This window comes from Geodermatophilus sp. SYSU D00965 (assembly GCF_054050075.1).
The window spans coordinates 12,895-30,446 of sequence record NZ_JBJGYQ010000016.1; the positions used below are offsets into that span (position 1 = coordinate 12,895).

General features: G+C 75.4%; 20 protein-coding genes. 10 read left to right on the forward strand and 10 right to left on the reverse strand.

All coding sequences use genetic code 11. The annotated features are described in order from the left end of the window. The first annotated feature begins 64 nt into the window (after positions 1-64). From modA to ACI789_RS15855, 5 genes are read left to right on the forward strand one after another with little or no spacing between them, the layout of a single operon-like run. Positions 65-853 (forward strand): molybdate ABC transporter substrate-binding protein, encoded by a 789-nt coding sequence (gene modA, locus ACI789_RS15835; RefSeq protein WP_457010331.1) that lies wholly within the window; start codon positions 65-67, stop codon positions 851-853. Next, positions 850-1,653, forward strand: coding sequence for an ABC transporter permease (locus ACI789_RS15840; protein ID WP_457010332.1), 804 nt, complete (start codon positions 850-852; stop codon positions 1,651-1,653). The genes modA and ACI789_RS15840 overlap by 4 nt, the downstream gene beginning before the upstream one ends. Further along, positions 1,650-2,705 carry an ABC transporter ATP-binding protein gene (locus ACI789_RS15845; RefSeq protein WP_457010333.1) on the forward strand — a complete coding sequence of 352 codons (1,056 nt, stop codon included), beginning with the start codon at positions 1,650-1,652 and terminating at the stop codon, positions 2,703-2,705. Before ACI789_RS15840 ends, ACI789_RS15845 begins: the two co-directional genes overlap by 4 nt. A gap of 12 nt (positions 2,706-2,717) precedes the next feature. Then, complete coding sequence (locus ACI789_RS15850) at positions 2,718-3,311, forward strand: nucleotidyltransferase family protein (RefSeq protein ID WP_457010334.1); 594 nt, start codon at positions 2,718-2,720, stop codon at positions 3,309-3,311. Then, entirely contained in the window at positions 3,308-3,718 is a 411-nt protein-coding gene (locus tag ACI789_RS15855) for a molybdenum cofactor biosynthesis protein MoaE (RefSeq protein WP_457010335.1), read from the forward strand. Before ACI789_RS15850 ends, ACI789_RS15855 begins: the two co-directional genes overlap by 4 nt. A gap of 16 nt (positions 3,719-3,734) precedes the next feature. Here ACI789_RS15855 and ACI789_RS15860 read toward each other — a convergent pair whose 3' ends face one another. The 7 genes from ACI789_RS15860 to moaA form a co-directional block, all read right to left on the reverse strand. Beyond that, the gene (locus ACI789_RS15860; protein WP_457010336.1) at positions 3,735-4,688 is read right to left on the reverse strand and encodes a hypothetical protein; all 954 of its coding nucleotides are present in this window, start codon (positions 4,686-4,688) and stop codon (positions 3,735-3,737) included. Positions 4,689-4,849: 161 nt separating this feature from the next. Further along, entirely contained in the window at positions 4,850-5,338 is a 489-nt protein-coding gene (locus ACI789_RS15865; RefSeq protein ID WP_457010337.1) for a GAF domain-containing protein, read from the reverse strand. Between the two features lie 85 nt (positions 5,339-5,423). After that, positions 5,424-5,627 (reverse strand): hypothetical protein, encoded by a 204-nt coding sequence (locus ACI789_RS15870; RefSeq protein ID WP_457010338.1) that lies wholly within the window; start codon positions 5,625-5,627, stop codon positions 5,424-5,426. Between the two features lie 36 nt (positions 5,628-5,663). After that, positions 5,664-6,689 carry a hemolysin family protein gene (locus ACI789_RS15875; RefSeq protein WP_457010339.1) on the reverse strand — a complete coding sequence of 342 codons (1,026 nt, stop codon included), beginning with the start codon at positions 6,687-6,689 and terminating at the stop codon, positions 5,664-5,666. After that, a complete protein-coding gene (locus ACI789_RS15880; RefSeq protein ID WP_457010340.1) occupies positions 6,682-8,055 on the reverse strand; it encodes a hemolysin family protein in 1,374 nt (457 codons plus the stop codon). The genes ACI789_RS15875 and ACI789_RS15880 overlap by 8 nt, the downstream gene beginning before the upstream one ends. A gap of 78 nt (positions 8,056-8,133) precedes the next feature. Continuing rightward, on the reverse strand, positions 8,134-8,373 hold the full coding sequence (locus ACI789_RS15885; protein ID WP_456920685.1) for a MoaD/ThiS family protein: 240 nt from the start codon (positions 8,371-8,373) through the stop codon (positions 8,134-8,136). Positions 8,374-8,380: 7 nt separating this feature from the next. Then, positions 8,381-9,433, reverse strand: a complete 1,053-nt coding sequence (moaA, locus tag ACI789_RS15890) for a GTP 3',8-cyclase MoaA (protein WP_457010341.1) — start codon at positions 9,431-9,433, stop codon at positions 8,381-8,383. Positions 9,434-9,603: 170 nt separating this feature from the next. Between moaA and ACI789_RS15895 the strand changes: the two genes are divergently transcribed. Together ACI789_RS15895 and ACI789_RS15900 are read left to right on the forward strand one after the other, a co-directional pair. Further along, a complete protein-coding gene (locus tag ACI789_RS15895; protein WP_457010342.1) occupies positions 9,604-10,863 on the forward strand; it encodes an MFS transporter in 1,260 nt (419 codons plus the stop codon). A gap of 63 nt (positions 10,864-10,926) precedes the next feature. Continuing rightward, the gene (locus ACI789_RS15900; RefSeq protein WP_457010343.1) at positions 10,927-11,763 is read left to right on the forward strand and encodes an aldo/keto reductase; all 837 of its coding nucleotides are present in this window, start codon (positions 10,927-10,929) and stop codon (positions 11,761-11,763) included. A 52-nt stretch (positions 11,764-11,815) separates the two neighbouring features. Here the strand turns inward: ACI789_RS15900 and ACI789_RS15905 are convergent, their stop codons facing one another. From ACI789_RS15905 to ACI789_RS15915, 3 genes are all read right to left on the reverse strand, one after another. Beyond that, the gene (locus ACI789_RS15905; protein WP_457010344.1) at positions 11,816-12,190 is read right to left on the reverse strand and encodes a GntR family transcriptional regulator; all 375 of its coding nucleotides are present in this window, start codon (positions 12,188-12,190) and stop codon (positions 11,816-11,818) included. 5 nt (positions 12,191-12,195) lie between these two features. Further along, entirely contained in the window at positions 12,196-13,068 is an 873-nt protein-coding gene (locus ACI789_RS15910) for a hypothetical protein (protein WP_457010345.1), read from the reverse strand. 71 nt (positions 13,069-13,139) lie between these two features. Continuing rightward, a complete protein-coding gene (locus tag ACI789_RS15915) occupies positions 13,140-13,949 on the reverse strand; it encodes a DUF3097 domain-containing protein (RefSeq protein WP_457010346.1) in 810 nt (269 codons plus the stop codon). 318 nt (positions 13,950-14,267) lie between these two features. Between ACI789_RS15915 and ACI789_RS15920 the strand changes: the two genes are divergently transcribed. From ACI789_RS15920 to ACI789_RS15930, 3 genes are all read left to right on the forward strand, one after another. After that, positions 14,268-15,308: a DUF2382 domain-containing protein gene (locus tag ACI789_RS15920; RefSeq protein WP_457010347.1), complete on the forward strand. Its 1,041-nt coding sequence runs from the start codon at positions 14,268-14,270 to the stop codon at positions 15,306-15,308. A gap of 114 nt (positions 15,309-15,422) precedes the next feature. Beyond that, the gene (locus ACI789_RS15925) at positions 15,423-16,337 is read left to right on the forward strand and encodes an AAA family ATPase (RefSeq protein ID WP_456920676.1); all 915 of its coding nucleotides are present in this window, start codon (positions 15,423-15,425) and stop codon (positions 16,335-16,337) included. 121 nt (positions 16,338-16,458) lie between these two features. After that, entirely contained in the window at positions 16,459-17,505 is a 1,047-nt protein-coding gene (locus tag ACI789_RS15930) for a vWA domain-containing protein (protein WP_456920675.1), read from the forward strand. The last annotated feature ends 47 nt before the right edge of the window (positions 17,506-17,552 follow it).

Below are 17,552 nucleotides of genomic sequence, written 5' to 3' on the forward strand. Positions count from 1 at the left end.
GCGGATCGCAGTGCGCTACGGTCCCGCAGACGCGGACACGCCTGTCCGGGAACGTGGAGGTCCGATGAACACGCGCGTCCCAGTGGTGCTGACGCTCGCGGCCACGCTGGTGCTCTCGGCGTGCGGCGGGTCGGACGACGGCGTGGCGGCGCCCGTTCCGGCCACGGACGACGGGCTCAGCGGGACGCTCACCGTCTTCGCGGCCGCCTCGCTCACCGACGTCTTCACCGAGCTGGGCGACCGGCTCGAGCAGGACGCCCCGGACCTCGACGTCCAGTTCAACTTCGCGGGCAGCTCCGCGCTCGCCACGCAGCTCACCCAGGGAGCCCCGGCCGACGTCTTCGCCTCGGCCGACGAGACCCAGATGCAGGTGGTGACCGATGCCGGGCTGCAGGCCGCCGACCCGACGGTGTTCACGTCGAACGTCCTGCAGATCGCCGTCCCCGCGGGCAACCCCGCCGGCGTGACCGGGCTGGCCGACTTCGGGCGGGAGGACCTCACCCTCGCGATCTGCGCACCGGAGGTGCCGTGCGGGGCCGCCGCCGAGGACGTCCTCGCCGCCGCGGGGGTCACCGCCGTGCCCGACACCCTGGAGGAGGACGTGCGGGCGGCGCTGACCAAGGTGGAGCTGGGCGAGGTCGACGCCGCGCTGGTCTACACCACCGACGTCACCGCGGCCGGCGACGCCGTCGAGGGGCTGGACTTCCCGGAGGCCGAGGACGCGGTCAACGACTACCCGATCGTGACGCTGGCCGACGCCCCCAACCCCGCGGCCGCGGCCGCCTTCGTCGACCTGGTGCAGTCCGGGGAGGGGCAGCAGGCGCTCGCCGACGCCGGCTTCCGGACCCCGTGAGCCGCCGGGAGGCCGGGGTCCCGCTGCCGCTGCTGGTCCCGGCGCTGATGGCGGTCGTCTTCCTCGTCCTGCCCCTGGTCGGCCTGGTCGTCCGGGCGCCGTGGGGCGAGCTGTGGCCGCAGCTGACCTCGCCGGCCGTCGGCGAGGCGCTGCGGCTCTCGCTGGTCTCGGCGACGCTGGCCACCGCGGTCTCGCTGGTGCTCGGGGTGCCGCTGGCCTGGGTGCTGGCCCGCTCCCGCGCCCGGGGGCGGTCGGTGCTGCGCGCCCTGGTCACCGTGCCGCTGGTGCTGCCGCCGGTGGTCGGCGGCGTCGCGCTGTTCCTCGTCCTGGGCCGGCAGGGGATCGTCGGCCGGTGGCTGGACTCGGCCTTCGACGTCACCATCCCGTTCACGACGACCGCGGTGGTCATCGCGGAGACGTTCGTGGCGATGCCGTTCCTCGTCATCAGCGTCGAGGGGGCGCTGCGCGCGGCCGACGCGCGCTTCGAGGACGCCGCGGCCACCCTCGGCGCCGACCGCTGGACGACGTTCCGCCGGGTCACCCTCCCGCTGGTGGCGCCGGGCATCGCGGCCGGCGCGGTGCTGTGCTGGGCCCGCGCCCTGGGCGAGTTCGGCGCCACGATCACCTTCGCCGGCAACTTCCCGGGGACGACGCAGACCATGCCGCTGGCCGTGTACCTGGCGCTGCAGCGGGACCCGGAGGCGGCGATCGTCCTCTCGCTCGTGCTGCTGGTGGTCTCGCTGGCCACGCTGCTGCTCCTGCGTGACCGCTGGCTGTCCCGCGCCGGGGCCGCCGCGTGAGCCTGGCGGCCTCGATCACCGTGGCCCGCGGCGCGCTCACCGTCGGCGTCGACCTGGAGGTCGCCGACGGGGAGGTGCTCGCCGTCCTCGGGCCGAACGGGGCGGGCAAGTCCACGCTGCTGCGGGTGCTCGCCGGCCTGCTCCGTCCCGACGGGGGCCGGGTGGCCGTCGACGGCCGCGACGTGTGGGACGACGTCCCCGCCGGCGTGCACGTGCCCGCGCACGAGCGCCGCCTCGGCATGGTGTTCCAGGACCACCTGCTCTTCCCGCACCTGACGGTCACCGACAACGTCGCCTTCGGCCTGCGCACCCGGGGCGTCCGCAAGGCCGCGGCGCGTGCGGCGGCGGGGGAGTGGCTGGCGCGGGTGGGCCTCGAGGGCCTCGGCGACCGCCGTCCCGGGCAGCTGTCGGGCGGTCAGGCGCAGCGGGCCGCGCTCGCCCGGGCGCTGGTCGGCGACCCCGCCGTCCTGCTGCTCGACGAGCCGCTGTCGGCGCTGGACGCCCGCACCCGGCTCACCGTCCGCGCCGAGCTGCGCCGGCACCTGGCCGGCTTCGGCGGCAGCACCGTCCTGGTCACCCACGACCCGGTCGACGCCATGGCACTGGCCGACCGGGTGGTCGTCGTCGAGGAGGGGCGGGTGGTCCAGGCCGGGACGCCGGCCGACGTCAGCCGGCACCCGCGCACCGACTACGTGGCCCGGCTGGTCGGGCTGGCGCTGCTGCCGGGCACCGGCGCGGGCACGTCGGTGCGGCTGGACGGCGGCGGCACGGTGGCGGTGGCCGAGGAGGCGGCGGGGCCGGTGTTCGTCGCCGTCCGGCCCGAGTCGGTCGCGCTGTACCTCAGCGCCCCGCACGGCAGCCCGCGCAACGTCTGGTGCCTGCGGCTGGTGTCGGCGACCCCGCACGGGGCCACGGTGCGCTGCGAGCTCGACGGCGAGGTGCCGCTGGTCGCCGACGTCACCGCGACCGCCTTCGCGGAGCTGGGCCTGGCGCCGGGGTCGCAGGTGTGGGCGGCGGTGAAGGCCTCCGAGGTCGCCGTCTACGCCCGCTGAGAGGCTGGCCCCATGAGCGCAGTCGCGGGTCTCGTCCTCGCCGCCGGCGGCGGCCGCCGCTACGGGATGCCCAAGGCGCTGGCCGAGTACGAGGGCAGCCTGCTGGTGGAGCGGGCGGTCCGGACGGCACGGGAGGTGTGCGACCCGGTGCTCGTCGTCCTCGGCGCCCGCGCGGTCGACGTCTGGCGGACCGCCGACCTCGACGGCGCGACGGTGCTGGCCAACCGAGACTGGGAGACCGGCATGGCCTCGTCCCTCCGCACCGGCCTGGAGGGGCTGCGCGGCTGGCCGGGACGCGTCGACGCGGCCCTCGTGCTGCTGGTCGACATGCCGGGCATGACCCCGGCCGCGCTGTCCCGGATGGCGCAGCACGCCGCGCCCGACGCGCTCGCCGTCGCCACCTACGACGGCGTCCGCGGGCACCCGGTGCTGCTCGGACGGGAACACTGGGCCGGCGTCGGGGAGACGGCGACCGGCGACGAGGGCGCCCGCCGCTACCTGGCCGCCCACGAGGTCACCGAGGTGGACTGCACCGGCCTGGCCGACCCCACCGACCTCGACGTCCCGCCGGGGAGCGACCCCTCCGGGGTACCGTCGGCGCCGTGATCGCCCGGGTCGTGGACACGCCGCTGTCGGTCGCCGAGCACGAGGACGCCGTGGCCGACAAGGCCGCCGGCGCGGTCGTGTCCTTCGCCGGTGTGGTGCGCGACCACGACGGCGGCCGCTCGGTGACCGAGCTGGAGTACGTCGGCCACCCCACGGCGCAGGAGGTCATCGTCGAGCTGGCCGAGGAGTTCGCCGCCCGGCCCGAGGTGCACGCCGTGGCGGTGTCGCACCGCGTCGGGATGCTCGGCATCGGCGACGTCGCGCTGGCCTGCGCGGTCAGCGCCTCGCACCGCGGCCAGGCGTTCGCCGCGTGTGCCGAGCTCGTCGACGAGGTGAAGAAGCGGCTGCCGATCTGGAAGCGGCAGGTCTTCACCGACGGCGAGGAGGAGTGGGTCGCCTGCCCCTAGGGCGTGCCCGGGGCCTTCAGGAGTCGACCAGCACGACCTCGTACCGGTCCGCGGTGGGCGGGATCCCGGTGTCGAACTTGGCGTTCACGACCGCGAGCCGGTGGTCGAACCAGACGGCCGTGGACGGGGTCTGGAAGGCGTCGTCGGTGATCACCTCCTCGACCGTGCCGGAGGTCAGGTCGCGGCTGAGCCGGACCTGGGTCACCTGGTTGCTGTTCTGCACCGCCCAGAGGTCCCGGCCCCTCGACACGATGCCGTCCACGCCCGGCACGCCGACCCCCTCGATCACCGCGCTGCCGCCGGTCTCCGGGTCCACGGTGAGCAGCTGTCCCCGGCCGGAGTGCGCGACGACCAGGGTGTCGCCGTCCCGGGTGGCGACGATGCCGTTGAGGTTGAACTGCCCGCTGGTGTCGGCCGCCGGGCCGCTGAGCTCCAGCGTGCTCGGCCCCCCCGGTTCGCCGTCGCGGTCGACCGGCACGAAGAACAGCGCGGCGCGGCGGCTGTCGGTGAACCAGGCGCCCTCGTCGGTGACGGTCACGTCGTTGATCGCGGTGGTGGGCGGGGCGGCGTCCGCGGGGGACGGGGGAGTGAGCTGGTGGGTCGCGACCGTGTCCCCGCTCCCGGCGTCGTACACGTACGCCTGGCCGGTGAAGCCCCCGGCGACGAACAACAGCCCGTGCCGGCGGTCGACGGTCATGCCGACGGCCATCCGCTGCTCCTCGTCCGGGACGTCGATGAACAGCTCGGCGGTCCCCTCCTCCAGGTCGCCGCGGAAGACGTCGCCGCGGAAGAGGTCGCCGGCGTAGAACGTGGCGCCCCAGCGGGCGATCCCCTCGGCGGAACTGGCCCCGGGCAGCACGATGACGTCCTCCGCCGGGGCGGCGACCGCCGGGCCGCCGGTGCCGACCACGAGGGCGAGGACGGCACCCAGCGTGACCATCGGGGATCGGGGGAGCGCGGACCTGGGCATCGGGGCCTCCTGGTCGCAGCCGCGAGGGGCGGCCGGGACCGAGACGTGGGTCCCGGCCGCCCCACGATGGCACCGCCCGACCGCCCGGGGAAGGGACCTCCGGGCGGTCGGGGACGGCGTCGACGAGGGAGCTGACCGGGTGCCCGCCGGGTGTTCCGCGGTCAGCGGAGCACCGAGCCCGGGGGTGCCGGCGGCGGTGGCGGGTCCGGGACCATCCCGGTGGCCATGAGCGTGCTGAGCATCCGGGCGACCAGCTCCACCAGGGGCAGGTCGCGGGCCGCGCTGCGCGGTTTGGCCCGGAAGCCGATGGCGCACACGGTGCCGAACAGCTCGCCGTCCGCCGTGACCAGCGGGACACCGAGGTAGGCGGCCACCCGCTGGACCGGTCCGAGCGAGCGCGAGGCGTACTCCGGGACGGCGGCGGTCACGGTGGCCACCCGCGGCGCCTCGCCGGAGACCATCAGCCGGCAGAAGCTCTCCTCCCACGGCAGGGACGCGCCCCGCGGCAGCACGTCCGTCGGGAAGGCGTGCAGCACCACCTGCCGCCCGTCGACGACGCGCGTGACGACGCAGACGTCCCACCCGAGCTGCTCGTGCAGGAACCTCAGCGCGCCGCAGGCGACGCCGCCGAAGTCGCGCCAGGGCGCCATGTCGGCGATCCCCGGTCCGGCAACCACGTGCTCCGCCATCCCCCCGGGCCCCTTCCGGTCACCGGGCCGCGCCCGGCGACGTCCCTCAGTGGTCCTGGTCGGTCCCGGGACCGGGCCGCCGGTGCGCGGCCTCCTCGCGCTCGGCCGCCTCCTCCTCGGCCTCGCCCTCCAGGCGCCGGGCCTCACCGGCGACCTGCGCGGCGGCGTCCCCGTGCGACTCGCCGTAGACCTCCTCGGCCCGGCCGAGGAGCTCCTCGGCCTTCGCCCTGGCCCTGTCCCAGATGCTCATGCACCCATTCTCGACCGTCGGCGCGCTCCCGGCGGGTCAGCGGTGCACGGCGTCCCGGATCTCGCCGACCAGCTCCTCGAGGATGTCCTCCAGCGCGACCACGCCGAGCACCACGCCGTCCTCGGTGACCGCGGCCAGGTGCGCGCCGCCGGCCTGCATGGCCTGCAGCGTGGTGCGCAGGTCCCCGGTGGCCGGCACGCGGGGCAGGGGGCGGGTGATGGCGGCGACCCGGACGTCGGCGTCGCCGTCGGCCACCAGCACGTCCTTGACGTGGACGTAGCCGACGAGCCCGCCGCCGCGCACCACGGGGAACCGGGAGAAGCCGGTGCGGGCGGCGGCGCGCTCGACGGCGAGGGCGCCGTCCTCCCAGCGCACGGTGGTCAGCCGGTCGCGGGGGATGAGGACCGAGCGGGTGTCGCGGTCCTCGAGGGTCAGGGCGCCGGTCAGCAGGTCGTGCTCGCGCTCGTCCAGCAGCCCGCCGGCCCGCGACTGGTCGAGCAGCCCGGCCACCTCGTCGCGTGTGAAGGAGCTGGTCACCTCGTCCTTGGGCTCGACCCGCAGCAGCCGCAGCACGGCGTTGGCCAGCGCGTTGAGCGCGCCGATCACCGGCTCCAGCACCCGCACGACCGTGGCGAGGGCGGGCGCGAGGGCCAGCACCGCGCGGTCCGGGCCGGCCAGGGCGAGGTTCTTGGGGACCATCTCGCCGATCACCACGTGCAGCGCGACGACGGCGAGCAGCGCGATCGCGAAGGCGATCGGGTGCACCAGCACCTCGGGCACGCGCAACGCGTCGAACACCGGCTCGAGCAGGTGCGCGACGGCCGGCTCGCCGATGGCGCCCAGGCCCAGCGAGCACACCGTGATGCCCAGCTGCGCGCCGGCCATCATCAGCGACACCCGCTCCATGGCGGCCAGCGTGGTGCGGGCGCGGCGGGAGCCGGCCTCGGCCAGCGGCTCGATCGACGAGCGCCGCGCGGAGACCAGCGCGAACTCGGCGCCGACGAAGAACGCGTTGGCCAGCAGCAGGACGACGGCGACGAGCACCCCGACCCAGTCACCCACGGAGGTCCTCCTCGGCGCCGAGCGCGCCGACCAGCGCGCGGTCGACGCGGGTGCCGTCGAGGCGCTCGACCTCGACCCAGACGCCACCCGGGTGCCCGTCGGCCTCTGCCGCCAGCTCCGGCGGCAGCTGCCGCGCGGCGGTGACCCGGTCGCCCTGCTCGGGGATGCGGCCGAGCCGGTGCAGCACGAGGCCGCCGATGGTCTCGTAGTGCCGGTCGGTGGGGACCGGCAGCCCGGTGAGCGCGCTGACCTCGTCGGGGCGCAGCAGCCCGGACACCGACCACACGCCGTCGCCCCGCTCGACGACCTCGGCGGTGACCGCCGCGTCGTGCTCGTCGGAGACGGCGCCGACCAGCTCCTCCACCAGGTCCTCGACGGTGACGACGCCGTCGGTGCCGCCGTACTCGTCGATCACGACGGCCATCTGCAACCCACCCCGGCGCAGGTCGACCAGCAGGTCGTCGAGCGGGCGGGAGGTGGGCACGAACAGCGGCGGCACCATCACCCGCTCGACCGGCACCGTCGCCCGCTGGTCCCGCGGCACGGCGAGCGCGTGTTTCACGTGGACCATCCCGTGCACGTCGTCCGCGCCGGAGCCGGAGACGACCGGGAACCGCGAGTGCCCGGACTCCCGTGCCGCGGTGAGGACGGCGGCGACCGGGGCGCCCGCGGGCACGGTGGTCATCCGGGTGCGCGGTGTCGAGACGTCGCTGGCCCGCAGCTCACCGAAGGCCAGCCCGCGCTCGAGCAGGGTCGCCGTCCCGGCCGGCAGCGTGCCCACGGTGCGCGAGCGGCGGACCAGCGAGGTGAGCTCCTCCGGCGACCGGGCGGAGGCCAGCTCCTCCTGCGGCTCGACGCCGAAGACCCGGCGCAGGATGCCGTCGGCCGCGCCGTTGAGCACCCGGATGACCGGCGACGCGGCGCGCGTGAAGCCGCGCTGGAAGCCGGACACGGCCTCGGCCACCCGGAGCGGCTGGGCGAGGGCCAGGTTCTTGGGCACCAGCTCGCCGAAGACCATGGTGAGCACGGTCGCCAGGACCAGCGCCAGGGTGATCGAGACCGACCGCGCGGCGGCGCCGGACAGGCCCAGGTCGCCCAGCGGGCCCTCGAGCAGCGCGGCGATCGAGGGCTCGGCGACGAAGCCGATGGCCAGGTTGGTGACGGTGATGCCCAGCTGGGCGCCGGACAGCTGGGTGGAGAGTGTCCGCAGCGCGGACAGCGCCGTGCCGGCCCGGCGGGAGCCCGCCTCGGCCGCCCGCTCCACGGTCGCCCGGTCGACGGTGACCAGGGCGAACTCGAAGGCGACGAAGCCGGCGCAGGCGAGGACGAGCAGGACGCCGACGACGACGAGCAGCCACTCGGTCATCGGGGGGTCCGCGCGGGCGGGCTCAGCAGGCGTTCAGGGCAGGGGGGATGGTGAGGCAGCGCCTGCACGAGTGGGGGATCAACCTCCGGCGAACGGGGGCAGCACGTCGACGACTGCCCCGGGCTGCAGGACCAACGAGCGGTCCCGCGTCTGCGTTCCGTCGACGAGGAACGAGCAGGCGGTGAGCACCCGCTCCAGCTTCTCGCCGTGGGTGTCGACGATCTGCCCGACCAGCTCCTGCAGGGTGCCGGCGCTGCGTTCCTCGGTGTCGACGCCGGCCGCCGCGCGGGCGCCGGCGAAGTACCGGACCGTGACCATGGAGTGCTCAGCCCCCGATGGCCGACATGGGCCGGGAGGGCTGCAGGAAGCTGGGGTCGTCGATGCCGTGCCCGGGCAGCTTGCCGAGGGTGGCGATCCGCCAGCGGTCGGCGAGCTCCTCGTCCGAGGCGCCGTCGCGCATCGGCGTCCGCAGGTCGGACTCCTCGCGGGCGAACAGGCAGTTGCGGACCTGCCCGTCGGCGGTCAGCCGGGTGCGGTCGCAGGTGCCGCAGAACGAGCGGGTCACCGAGGCGATGACGCCGACGGTGGCCGGTCCGCCGTCGACCAGCCAGCGCTCGGCCGGCGCCGAGCCCCGCTCCTCGGTGTCGGGGGTGAGCCTGTGCGCGGCGGAGAGCCGCTCGAGGATGTCCTCCGCGGTGACCATCCGGCCGCGGGTCCAGGCGTGGTGGGCGTCGAGCGGCATCTGCTCGATGAACCGCAGCTGGTAGCCGTGCTCCAGGCAGAAGTCCAGCAGCGGGACGGCGTCGACCTCGTTGATGCCGTGCAGCAGGACGGCGTTGACCTTGACGGGAGTGAGCCCGGCGGCCTGCGCGGCGGCGAGGCCGGCGAGGACGTCGTCGAGTCGGTCGCGGTACGCGAGCTGCTTGAACCGGTCGCGGTCGAGGGTGTCGAGGCTGACGTTGATCCGGTCCAGGCCGGCCTCCGCCAGCGCGGGGGCGACGCGGGCGAGGCCGATCGCGTTGGTGGTGAGGCTCACCTCGGGACGCGGGCTCAACCGGGTGGTGGCCTGGACGATGCCCACCAGGCCCGGGCGCAGCAGCGGCTCGCCGCCGGTGAAGCGGACCTCGCGGATCCCCAGCTGCTCGACGCCGATGCGGACCAGGCGGACGATCTCGTCGTCGGTCAGCACCTCGACCTTGGGCAGCCAGTCCAGCCCCTCGGGGGGCATGCAGTAGGTGCAGCGCAGGTTGCACCGGTCGGTGAGGGAGACCCGCAGGTCGGTGGCGACACGGCCGTGCCGGTCCACCAACCCGCCGGTACCGGGGACCGGGTCCGGGCGGCGCACCACCGGGTCGGGCAGCGGCGTCGTCGAGGTCACGCCCCGAATGTAGTGGCGGGAGCCGACATCGCGCCGCCGTCCGGCGCGGGACCGGTCCGCGCGGAAACCGGCGGCGGCCCGTCGGTCGCCGTTGCTACGGTCGGCGGGCCACCCGAGAGTCCGGCGGGCTCACCCCGCACTCGCCTGTGGCCAGGAAGCGCGAGAAGTCCGTGTCACCCCGCACCGTGTTCGCTCCGTACGCCCGTCTGTTCGCCGTGCCCGGCTCGGTGGCGTTCTCCTTCGCCGGCTGGGTCGCCCGGTTGCCCATCCCCATGCTCGGTCTCGGTGCCGTGCTCCTCGTGGCTGGGAAGACCGGCAGCTACGGGCTGGCCGGCGCGGTCTCGGGCACCCTGGCACTGAGCTTCTCCGTCGCCAGCCCCCAGTGGGCCCGCGCGATGGACCGCCGCGGCCAGGGCGCCGTGCTGCGCTGGGCGATGACTGCCTACCTGCTCTCCGGGGTGGGCTTCGTCGCCGCGGTGACCGCCGGGGCACCCCGCTGGTCGTGGTTCCTGCTGGCCGCGGTCTGCGGCGCCAGCGGGCCCAACATCGGCTCGCTCGTGCGGGCCCGCTGGGCGGCGGCGCTCGAGGACGCCCGCGGGCGGCAGACCGCCTTCGCCCTGGAGGCCGTGGTCGACGAGGTCGTCTTCGTCGTCGGCCCGCCGCTGGTCACCCTGCTCGCCACGCTGGTCGCCCCGCCGGTCGGCTTCCTCACCGGCATCGTCCTGGGCTCGGTCGGCGGCTTCTGGCTGGCCGGCCAGCGCGCCACCGAGCCGGCCGTGCACGAGCCCGACCCCGCCTCGCCCACCCGCAGGTGGGCCGCCCTCAACGCCACGGTCCTGGTGGTCTCGGCGACCTACGTCGCGGTCGGGGGCGTGTTCGGCGCGGTGGACGTCGTCGTGGTGGGCTTCGCCGCCGCGGAGGGCGTCCCGGCGCTGGCCGGCCTGGCGCTCGCCGTCTACGCGGGCGGCAGCCTGGTGGCCGGCCTGCTCTACGGCGTCCTCCGGCTGCCCGGCACGCTGGCCACCCGCTTCCTGGCCACCGCGGTCGCCTTCGGCCTCGCCGCGCAGCTCATGTGGGGTGTCGGCTCGCTCGTGGTCCTGGTGGGTGTCGGGTTCCTCGCCGGCCTGACGATCGCCCCGGTCCTGGTGTCGGGGACGTCGCTGGCCGAGTCGCGGGTGCCGCGCGCCGCGCTCACCGAGGCGCTGTCCTGGACCACGACCGGGCTCACCCTCGGGGTGACCGCCGGCTCGGCGCTGGCCGGCGCGGCGGTCGACGCGTGGGGCGCGGAGACCGCCTTCGCCGTCCCGGCGCTGGCCGCGGCGGGCGCCGCCCTCCTCGCCCTCGCCGGCGGGCCGCTGCTGCGCCGTCCGGCGCGGTCGGCCGGTGTGCCCCCGCACACTGCACGGGTTGACGACGGCGTCAAGGGGTAGGCGTCTCCCGCGGGCGGCCCCGTCGTGAGCGCCGCCCTCCCCGATCCGAGAGGAACCGTGCCTGTGGCCAGCGTGCCCACCATCCGACTGAACAACGGCGTCGAGATCCCCCAGCTGGGCTTCGGCGTCTTCCAGATCCCGCCGGACCAGACCGCCGAGGCGACCCGCACCGCGCTCGAGGTCGGCTACCGGCACATCGACACCGCGCAGATGTACGGCAACGAGAAGGGCGTCGGCGATGCCGTCCGCACCTCCGGCATCCCGCGCGAGGAGGTGTTCGTCACCAGCAAGCTGAACAACAACCGGCAGACGCGCGACGACATCCTCCGGTCCTTCGACGAGAGCCTGGCCCAGCTCGGCTTCGACCAGCTCGACCTCTTCCTCATCCACTGGCCGCTGCCGACGGTCAGCGACTACGTCGCCCGCTGGAAGGTGATGGAGGAGATCTACGCCGGCGGCCGGGTCCGCGCGATCGGCGTCTCCAACTTCCAGCCGCACCACCTGCGCAACCTCTTCGGGGCCAGCGAGGTCCGCCCGGCGGTCAACCAGATCGAGGTGCACCCTTACCTGGCCAACGACGAGGCGCGCACCTTCGGCGCCGAGCACGAGATCGTCACCGAGGCCTGGGCGCCCATCGCCAAGGGCAAGGTGAACGACGACCCGGCGATCAAGGAGGTCGCCGAGAGCCTGGGCAAGACCCCGGCGCAGGTGACCCTGCGCTGGCACGTCCAGCGGGGGGACGTCGTCTTCCCGAAGTCGGTCACCCGCAGCCGGGTCGAGGAGAACTTCGCGATCTTCGACTTCGAGCTCGACCAGTCGCAGATGGCGGCGATCAGCGGTCTGGACCGCGGCGAGCGCACCGGCCCCGACCCGGACACCTTCGACTACATCCCCGGCTGACCGTCTCGAGCGGAGTGGATCTGTGCGGGTCACCTGCCCGGATCCACTCCGCTCAGCGCGTCTGGAGCAGGGCCGCCCGCACGATGGCCAGCACCGTCTCGCCGTCCACGCCCAGGGACCGGGCCTGCACGGCCAGCTCGCCGGCCGTCCGGCGCAGCTGCTCCTCCGCCGGGGCGGCGGGACCGCGGCCGGTGACCACCGTGCCCGTGCGGCGGCGGCTGGCGACCAGGCCGGCCGCCTCCAGCTCGGCGTAGGCCCGCGCCACGGTCCCGGTGGCCACGCCGAGGTCGGCGGCCAGCGCCCGCATGGCCGGCAGCCGGGCCCCCTCGGGGAGCAGGCCCGCGTGCACGTAGGCGGCGATCTGGCTGCGGATCTGCTCGTACGGCGGGATCGCCGCACCGACGTCGACGGTGATGTCGAGCGCCATCGCCGTCAGGCCTGGACGGCGGGCTCGCCGGCGGGCACCCCGGGCGCGCGGACGCAGGCCACGGCCACCCCCGCCAGCAGCGCGGCGAACCCGCAGCCCCCCACGCCGACCCCGACGGCGCCGAGCACCTGCTGCCCGGTCGAGGTGGACACGCTCCACAGCGCGCTGCCGGCGGCACCGAGCAGGCCACCGGTGACCACGAGCGTCGCCGCGGCGGCCCCGCGCAGCACCCGGTGCACCGAGGCCCGCCGCAGCGCGGCCTCCACGCGCTCGTCCTCGGTCGCCACCGCCGGCCGGGTGGCGACGATCCACAGCGCTCCCGCGGTGAGGGCCGCGAGCAGGAGCAGCCCGAGCATTGCCGGGCGGCCGTACAAGAGGCCGGGGAAGGGGCTCGCGGTCGACCGGACCGGCGGGGCCTCGACCAGGATGCTGCGGCCGTCGGGAGCGGCCAGCGCGGCACCCAGCGCGATCGTGGCGGCGGCGGCCACGGCGGCGACGACCGTCGTCCGCACCAGCCAGCGCGGCGCGGCGTCCAGCAGCCCCCGGCGCTGCAGCCGGGCCCGGCGCACCGTGCCCTCCGGCCGCGGCCAGGCCAGCTCGGCCAGGCCGAGGACGACCGTGTGCAGGACGCCGAACGTGATCGGCACGAGCAGCGCGGTGACGCCCAGGCTGCCGGGGCCGCCGTCGTCCAGCCGGGTGGTGCCCACCCCCAGCGCCCCGGCTGCCCCGGCGACGAGGGCGGCCGCGGAGCCCAGTCCGGCGTGCTGCCGGGCAGCGGCCACGGCCCGTTCCCGGCTGGGCGGGGTCCTCCGCAGGACGCCGGGAACGACGAGGGCCGCCATCGCGGCGACGACCGGTAGCAGCAGGACCAGGCTCACGGCGCCCCCATGTCACTCAATGAATCAAGTGATTGGGACAATGACATCCCGGCCCGGCCGGGACAAGGGGGTCAGTCGGTGGTGACGAAGTCGATGAGCTCCTCGACCCGGCCGATCAGGGCCGGCTCCAGGTCGGTCCAGGTGCGGACACGGGCGAGGATCCGCTGCGCCCAGACGTAGCCGGTGTCGTCCTCCCAGCCCAGCCGGCGGCAGACCCCCTCCTTCCACGACTCGCCCTTGGGCACCGTCGGCCAGGCGCGGATGCCGACCACCTGGGGCTTGACCGCCTGCCAGATGTCGATGAACGGGTGCCCGACGACGAGCGCGTGCTCGCCGGTCACCTGGTCGGCGATCCGGGACTCCTTGGAGCCCTTCACCAGGTGGTCGACCAGCACGCCCAGCCGTCGCCCCGACGCCGGGCGGAACTCCCGGACGATCGCCGGCAGGTCGTCCACGCCGTGCAGCGGTTCCACGACGACGCCCTCGATGCGCAGGTCGTGGCCCCAGACCTTCTCGACCAGCTCGGCGTCGTGCTTGCCCTCGACGTAGATGCGGCCCTCGCGGGCGACCCGGGCCCGCGCCCCGGCGACGTAGGTCGACCCCGACGCGCTGCGGGTCGGGGTCACCGGCGCCGCGGGCTTGGGCCGCACCAGCACGACCGGCCGGCCGTCGACCCAGAACCCGGGCCCCAGCGGGTAGGCGCGGACCTTGCCGAACCGGTCCTCCAGGTGGACGACGTCCTTCTCGCAGCGCACGACCGCGCCCACGAACCCCGAGCTCGGGTCCTCGACGACGAGGTCCCGCTCGGCCTCGACCTGCGGGGCGGGCTTCTTGACGGTGCGCGGGTGGACCAGGTCGTCGTACGGCGAGCGGGGAGGCACGCCCTCCAGGATGAGCAGCGGGGGGCCGGTCGGCGGTGGCGACGCGCCGGGAGGCGGGGCGAGACGACACGCCCGGCCGAGGATTCGTGACCCTCCGTGCCCAGCCGGTCCGGCTGGTACCGAAACACCGGTTGCACGCCGGAGGCGCCCTCGTGGACCTGCGCGAACGCGCACCGCCGGGTCCCGAGATCGTCGTCGGCGGGAGCCGGGGACCGGCCCGCCCGGGCGTGTCGTCGAGCGCGTGTCCGTTTCGTGACCTCACTCCCGGTCACCCCTCTCGCGACCGTGTCACCAGCTCAGTTGGGAGCGACAACGACGATGATCGGAACCGACGCCATCAGCCGCGTGATCGGCAAGGACGTCTACGACCAGTCGGGGGACAAGATCGGCTCGGCCTCGGAGGTCTACCTCGACGACGAGACCGGTCAGCCGGAGTGGGTCACCGTCCGCACCGGCCTGTTCGGCACCAAGGAGTCCTTCGTCCCGATCCGGCAGGCCGACCTCACCGACGACGGCCTCCGGGTACCGGTCAGCAAGAGCGCGGTGAAGGACGCGCCGAAGATCGACACCGAGGGCCACCTGTCGCCGCAGGAGGAGCAGGAGCTCTACCGCTACTACGGCATGGACTTCGGCTCGGGGAACGTGGGCCGCACCGACACGACCGTCGGCCGCGCCGACCAGGCCGGGACGGCGGGCACGAGGACCGGCACGGAGTCGACCACCGGCATGGCGACCACCGGGATGGCCGGCCAGGGCATCGCCGACCGCGACCTGACCGACCGTGACCGCGGTGGTCTGACCGACCGCGACCGCGATCTGACCGGCGCGGACGCCGGCACCGGGCGGCACACCGACACCCGCGCCGCGGTCGGCCACGACACCTCCGGCCCGACGACGGACAACGCCATGACCCGCTCGGAGGAGCAGCTCAACGTCGGCACCCGCAGCGAGGAGGTCGGCCGCGCCCGGCTGCGCAAGTACGTCGTCACCGAGAACCAGACCGAGACGGTGCCGGTCTCCCGCGAGGAGGTCCGGGTCGAGCGCGAGCCGATCACCGACGCCAACGTCGGCAACGCGCTGGACGGCCCCGCCATCAGCGAGGAGGAGCACGAGGTGACCCTCCACGCCGAGCGCCCGGTGGTGGAGAAGGAGGCCGTGCCGGTCGAGCGCGTGCGCCTGGACAAGGAGACGGTCACCGACACCGAGACGGTCTCCGCCGACGTCCGCAAGGAGCAGATCGACGTCGACGACGCGCAGGGCACCGGCCTGCGCGGCGACGCGGCCGGCCGGGACGACCGCAGCCTCAAGCAGAAGGCCAAGGACGCCCTGGACCGCGACCGGGACGGCCGGATCGGCTGACCCGACCGCTCTGCAACGGCGCCCGCTCGGCTCGTCCGTGCGGGCGCCGTCGCGTGCAGGGGCCCTGCCCCGCCGGGGACCGCGCCGGGACACGGCAGGTGGGATGCTCGGACCGTGAGTGAGACCACGCTGGAACCGGTGTCGGCCTCGGACGGCGGCTTCGCCGGGCCGGACGAGCTGGCCGCTGCCCTCGAGGGCACCGGCTACCTCCCCGACGAGGGGCTGGCCACCGCGGCCTACCTGGCCCTGACCATGCACCGCCCGCTGTTCCTCGAGGGCGAGGCCGGCGTCGGGAAGACCGCGCTGGCCCAGGCGCTGGCGCAGGTGACCGGCCGGCCGCTGTACCGGCTGCAGTGCTACGAGGGCCTGGAGGCCAGCCAGGCGCTCTACGACTGGGACTTCGGCCGGCAGCTGCTGCACCTGCGCGCCGCGGAGGCCGCGCACGCGACCGGCGACACCGAGACCCTCGAGGCCTCCCTCTACGACCGCCGGTTCCTGCTCGCCCGCCCGCTGCTCCAGGCGCTGGAGGACTCCCCGAGCGTGCTGCTGGTCGACGAGGTCGACCGCGCGGACGACGAGTTCGAGGCGTTCCTGCTCGAGGTCCTCTCCGACTTCACCATCTCCATCCCGGAGCTGGGCACCATCCGGGCGGTCACGCCGCCGCTGGTGGTGCTCACGTCCAACCGCACCCGCGAGGTGCACGACGCGCTCAAGCGGCGCTGCCTCTACCACTGGCTGCAGCACCCCGACTTCGACCGCGAGGTCGCCATCCTGCGCACCCGGCTGCCGCAGGTGACCGAGCAGCTGGCCCGCGAGGTGGCCCGCGCGACGGCGAAGCTGCGCACCCTCGACCTGCTCAAGCCGCCCGGCGTCGCGGAGGCGATGGACTGGGCGACCGCGCTGCACACCCTGGGCGCCCGCGACCTCGACCCGGACGTCGCCGCGCGCACGCTGGGCGCGGTGCTCAAGTACCGCGAGGACACCGACCGGGTGCACGCCCTGGCCCGGGGGGCGCTCTTCGGTGGCTGAGAGAGGACCTCGTCTCTCGCACGCTCGGGGCGGGCCCCTGGGCGAGGCCGCCTCCTCGTCCCGCCGGCGGGACGTCGTCGACACGGTGCTGGGCTTCGCGCGCACCCTCCGCCACGCCGGGGTGGCCGCCAGTCCGGACCGGGTGGAGGCGATGCTGGCCGCGGTCGGCGCGCTCGACGTCCTCGACGCCACCGACGTCTACTGGGCGGGACGGCTGACCCTGTGCGCCGGCCCCGACGACCTGGACCGCTACGACGCCGCCTTCGCCGCCTTCTTCGGCGGCGAGGCGCCGCGGCCGACCCGCTCGGCGGCGCAGCCGGAGCGGGTGCTGGCCACCACCGCGCCGCTGGAGGCCGGCACCGGCGCGGGCGAGGAGGGCGAGCAGCCGCCGGAGCTGGCCGGGCGGGCCAGCGCCGACGAGGTGCTGCGACACCGGGACGTCGCCGAGATGACCGTGGCCGAGCGCGAGCACCTGCGCCGGCTGTTCGCGCTGCTGGTCCCTGCCTCCCCGATGCGGGCCTCCCGCCGCCGCCGGCCGAGCGCGCACGGCGCGGTGCACGCCTCCCGCACGGTGCGCCGGGCGCTGCACGACGGCGGTGAGGTCACCCGGCTGCTGCACCGCCGGGCCCGGCCGCGACCGCGCCGCGTCGTCCTGCTCGTCGACGTGTCGGGGTCGATGAGCCCCTACGCCGACGCCCTCCTGCGGTTCGCCCACGCCGCGGTGCGCGCGCACCCCGCCGCCACCGAGGTGTTCACCATCGGCACCCGGCTCACCCGCGTCACCCGCGAGTTGCGGCTGCGCGACCCCGACAAGGCGCTGGCGGCCAGCGGCACCGCCATCCCCGACTGGTCCGGGGGCACCCGGCTGGGCGAGGTGCTCAAGGCGTTCCTGGACCGGTGGGGGCAGCGCGGCACGGCCCGCGGCGCGGTCGTCGTCCTGTGCAGCGACGGGTGGGAGCGCGGCGGCACCGACGTGCTCGCCGAGCAGATGGCCCGGCTGCACCGGCTGGCGCACGCGGTCGTGTGGGTCAACCCGCACAAGGGCCGGGAGGGCTACGAGCCGCTCACCGCCGGGATGCAGGCCGCCCTGCCGTTCGTCGACGCCTTCGTGGCCGGGCACAGCATGGCGGCGTTCGAGGAGCTCGCGGGAGTGATCTCCCGTGCCTGAGGTGTTGAGCGGAGTACCACGGTGCGGGTTTCCTGCACTTCCACACT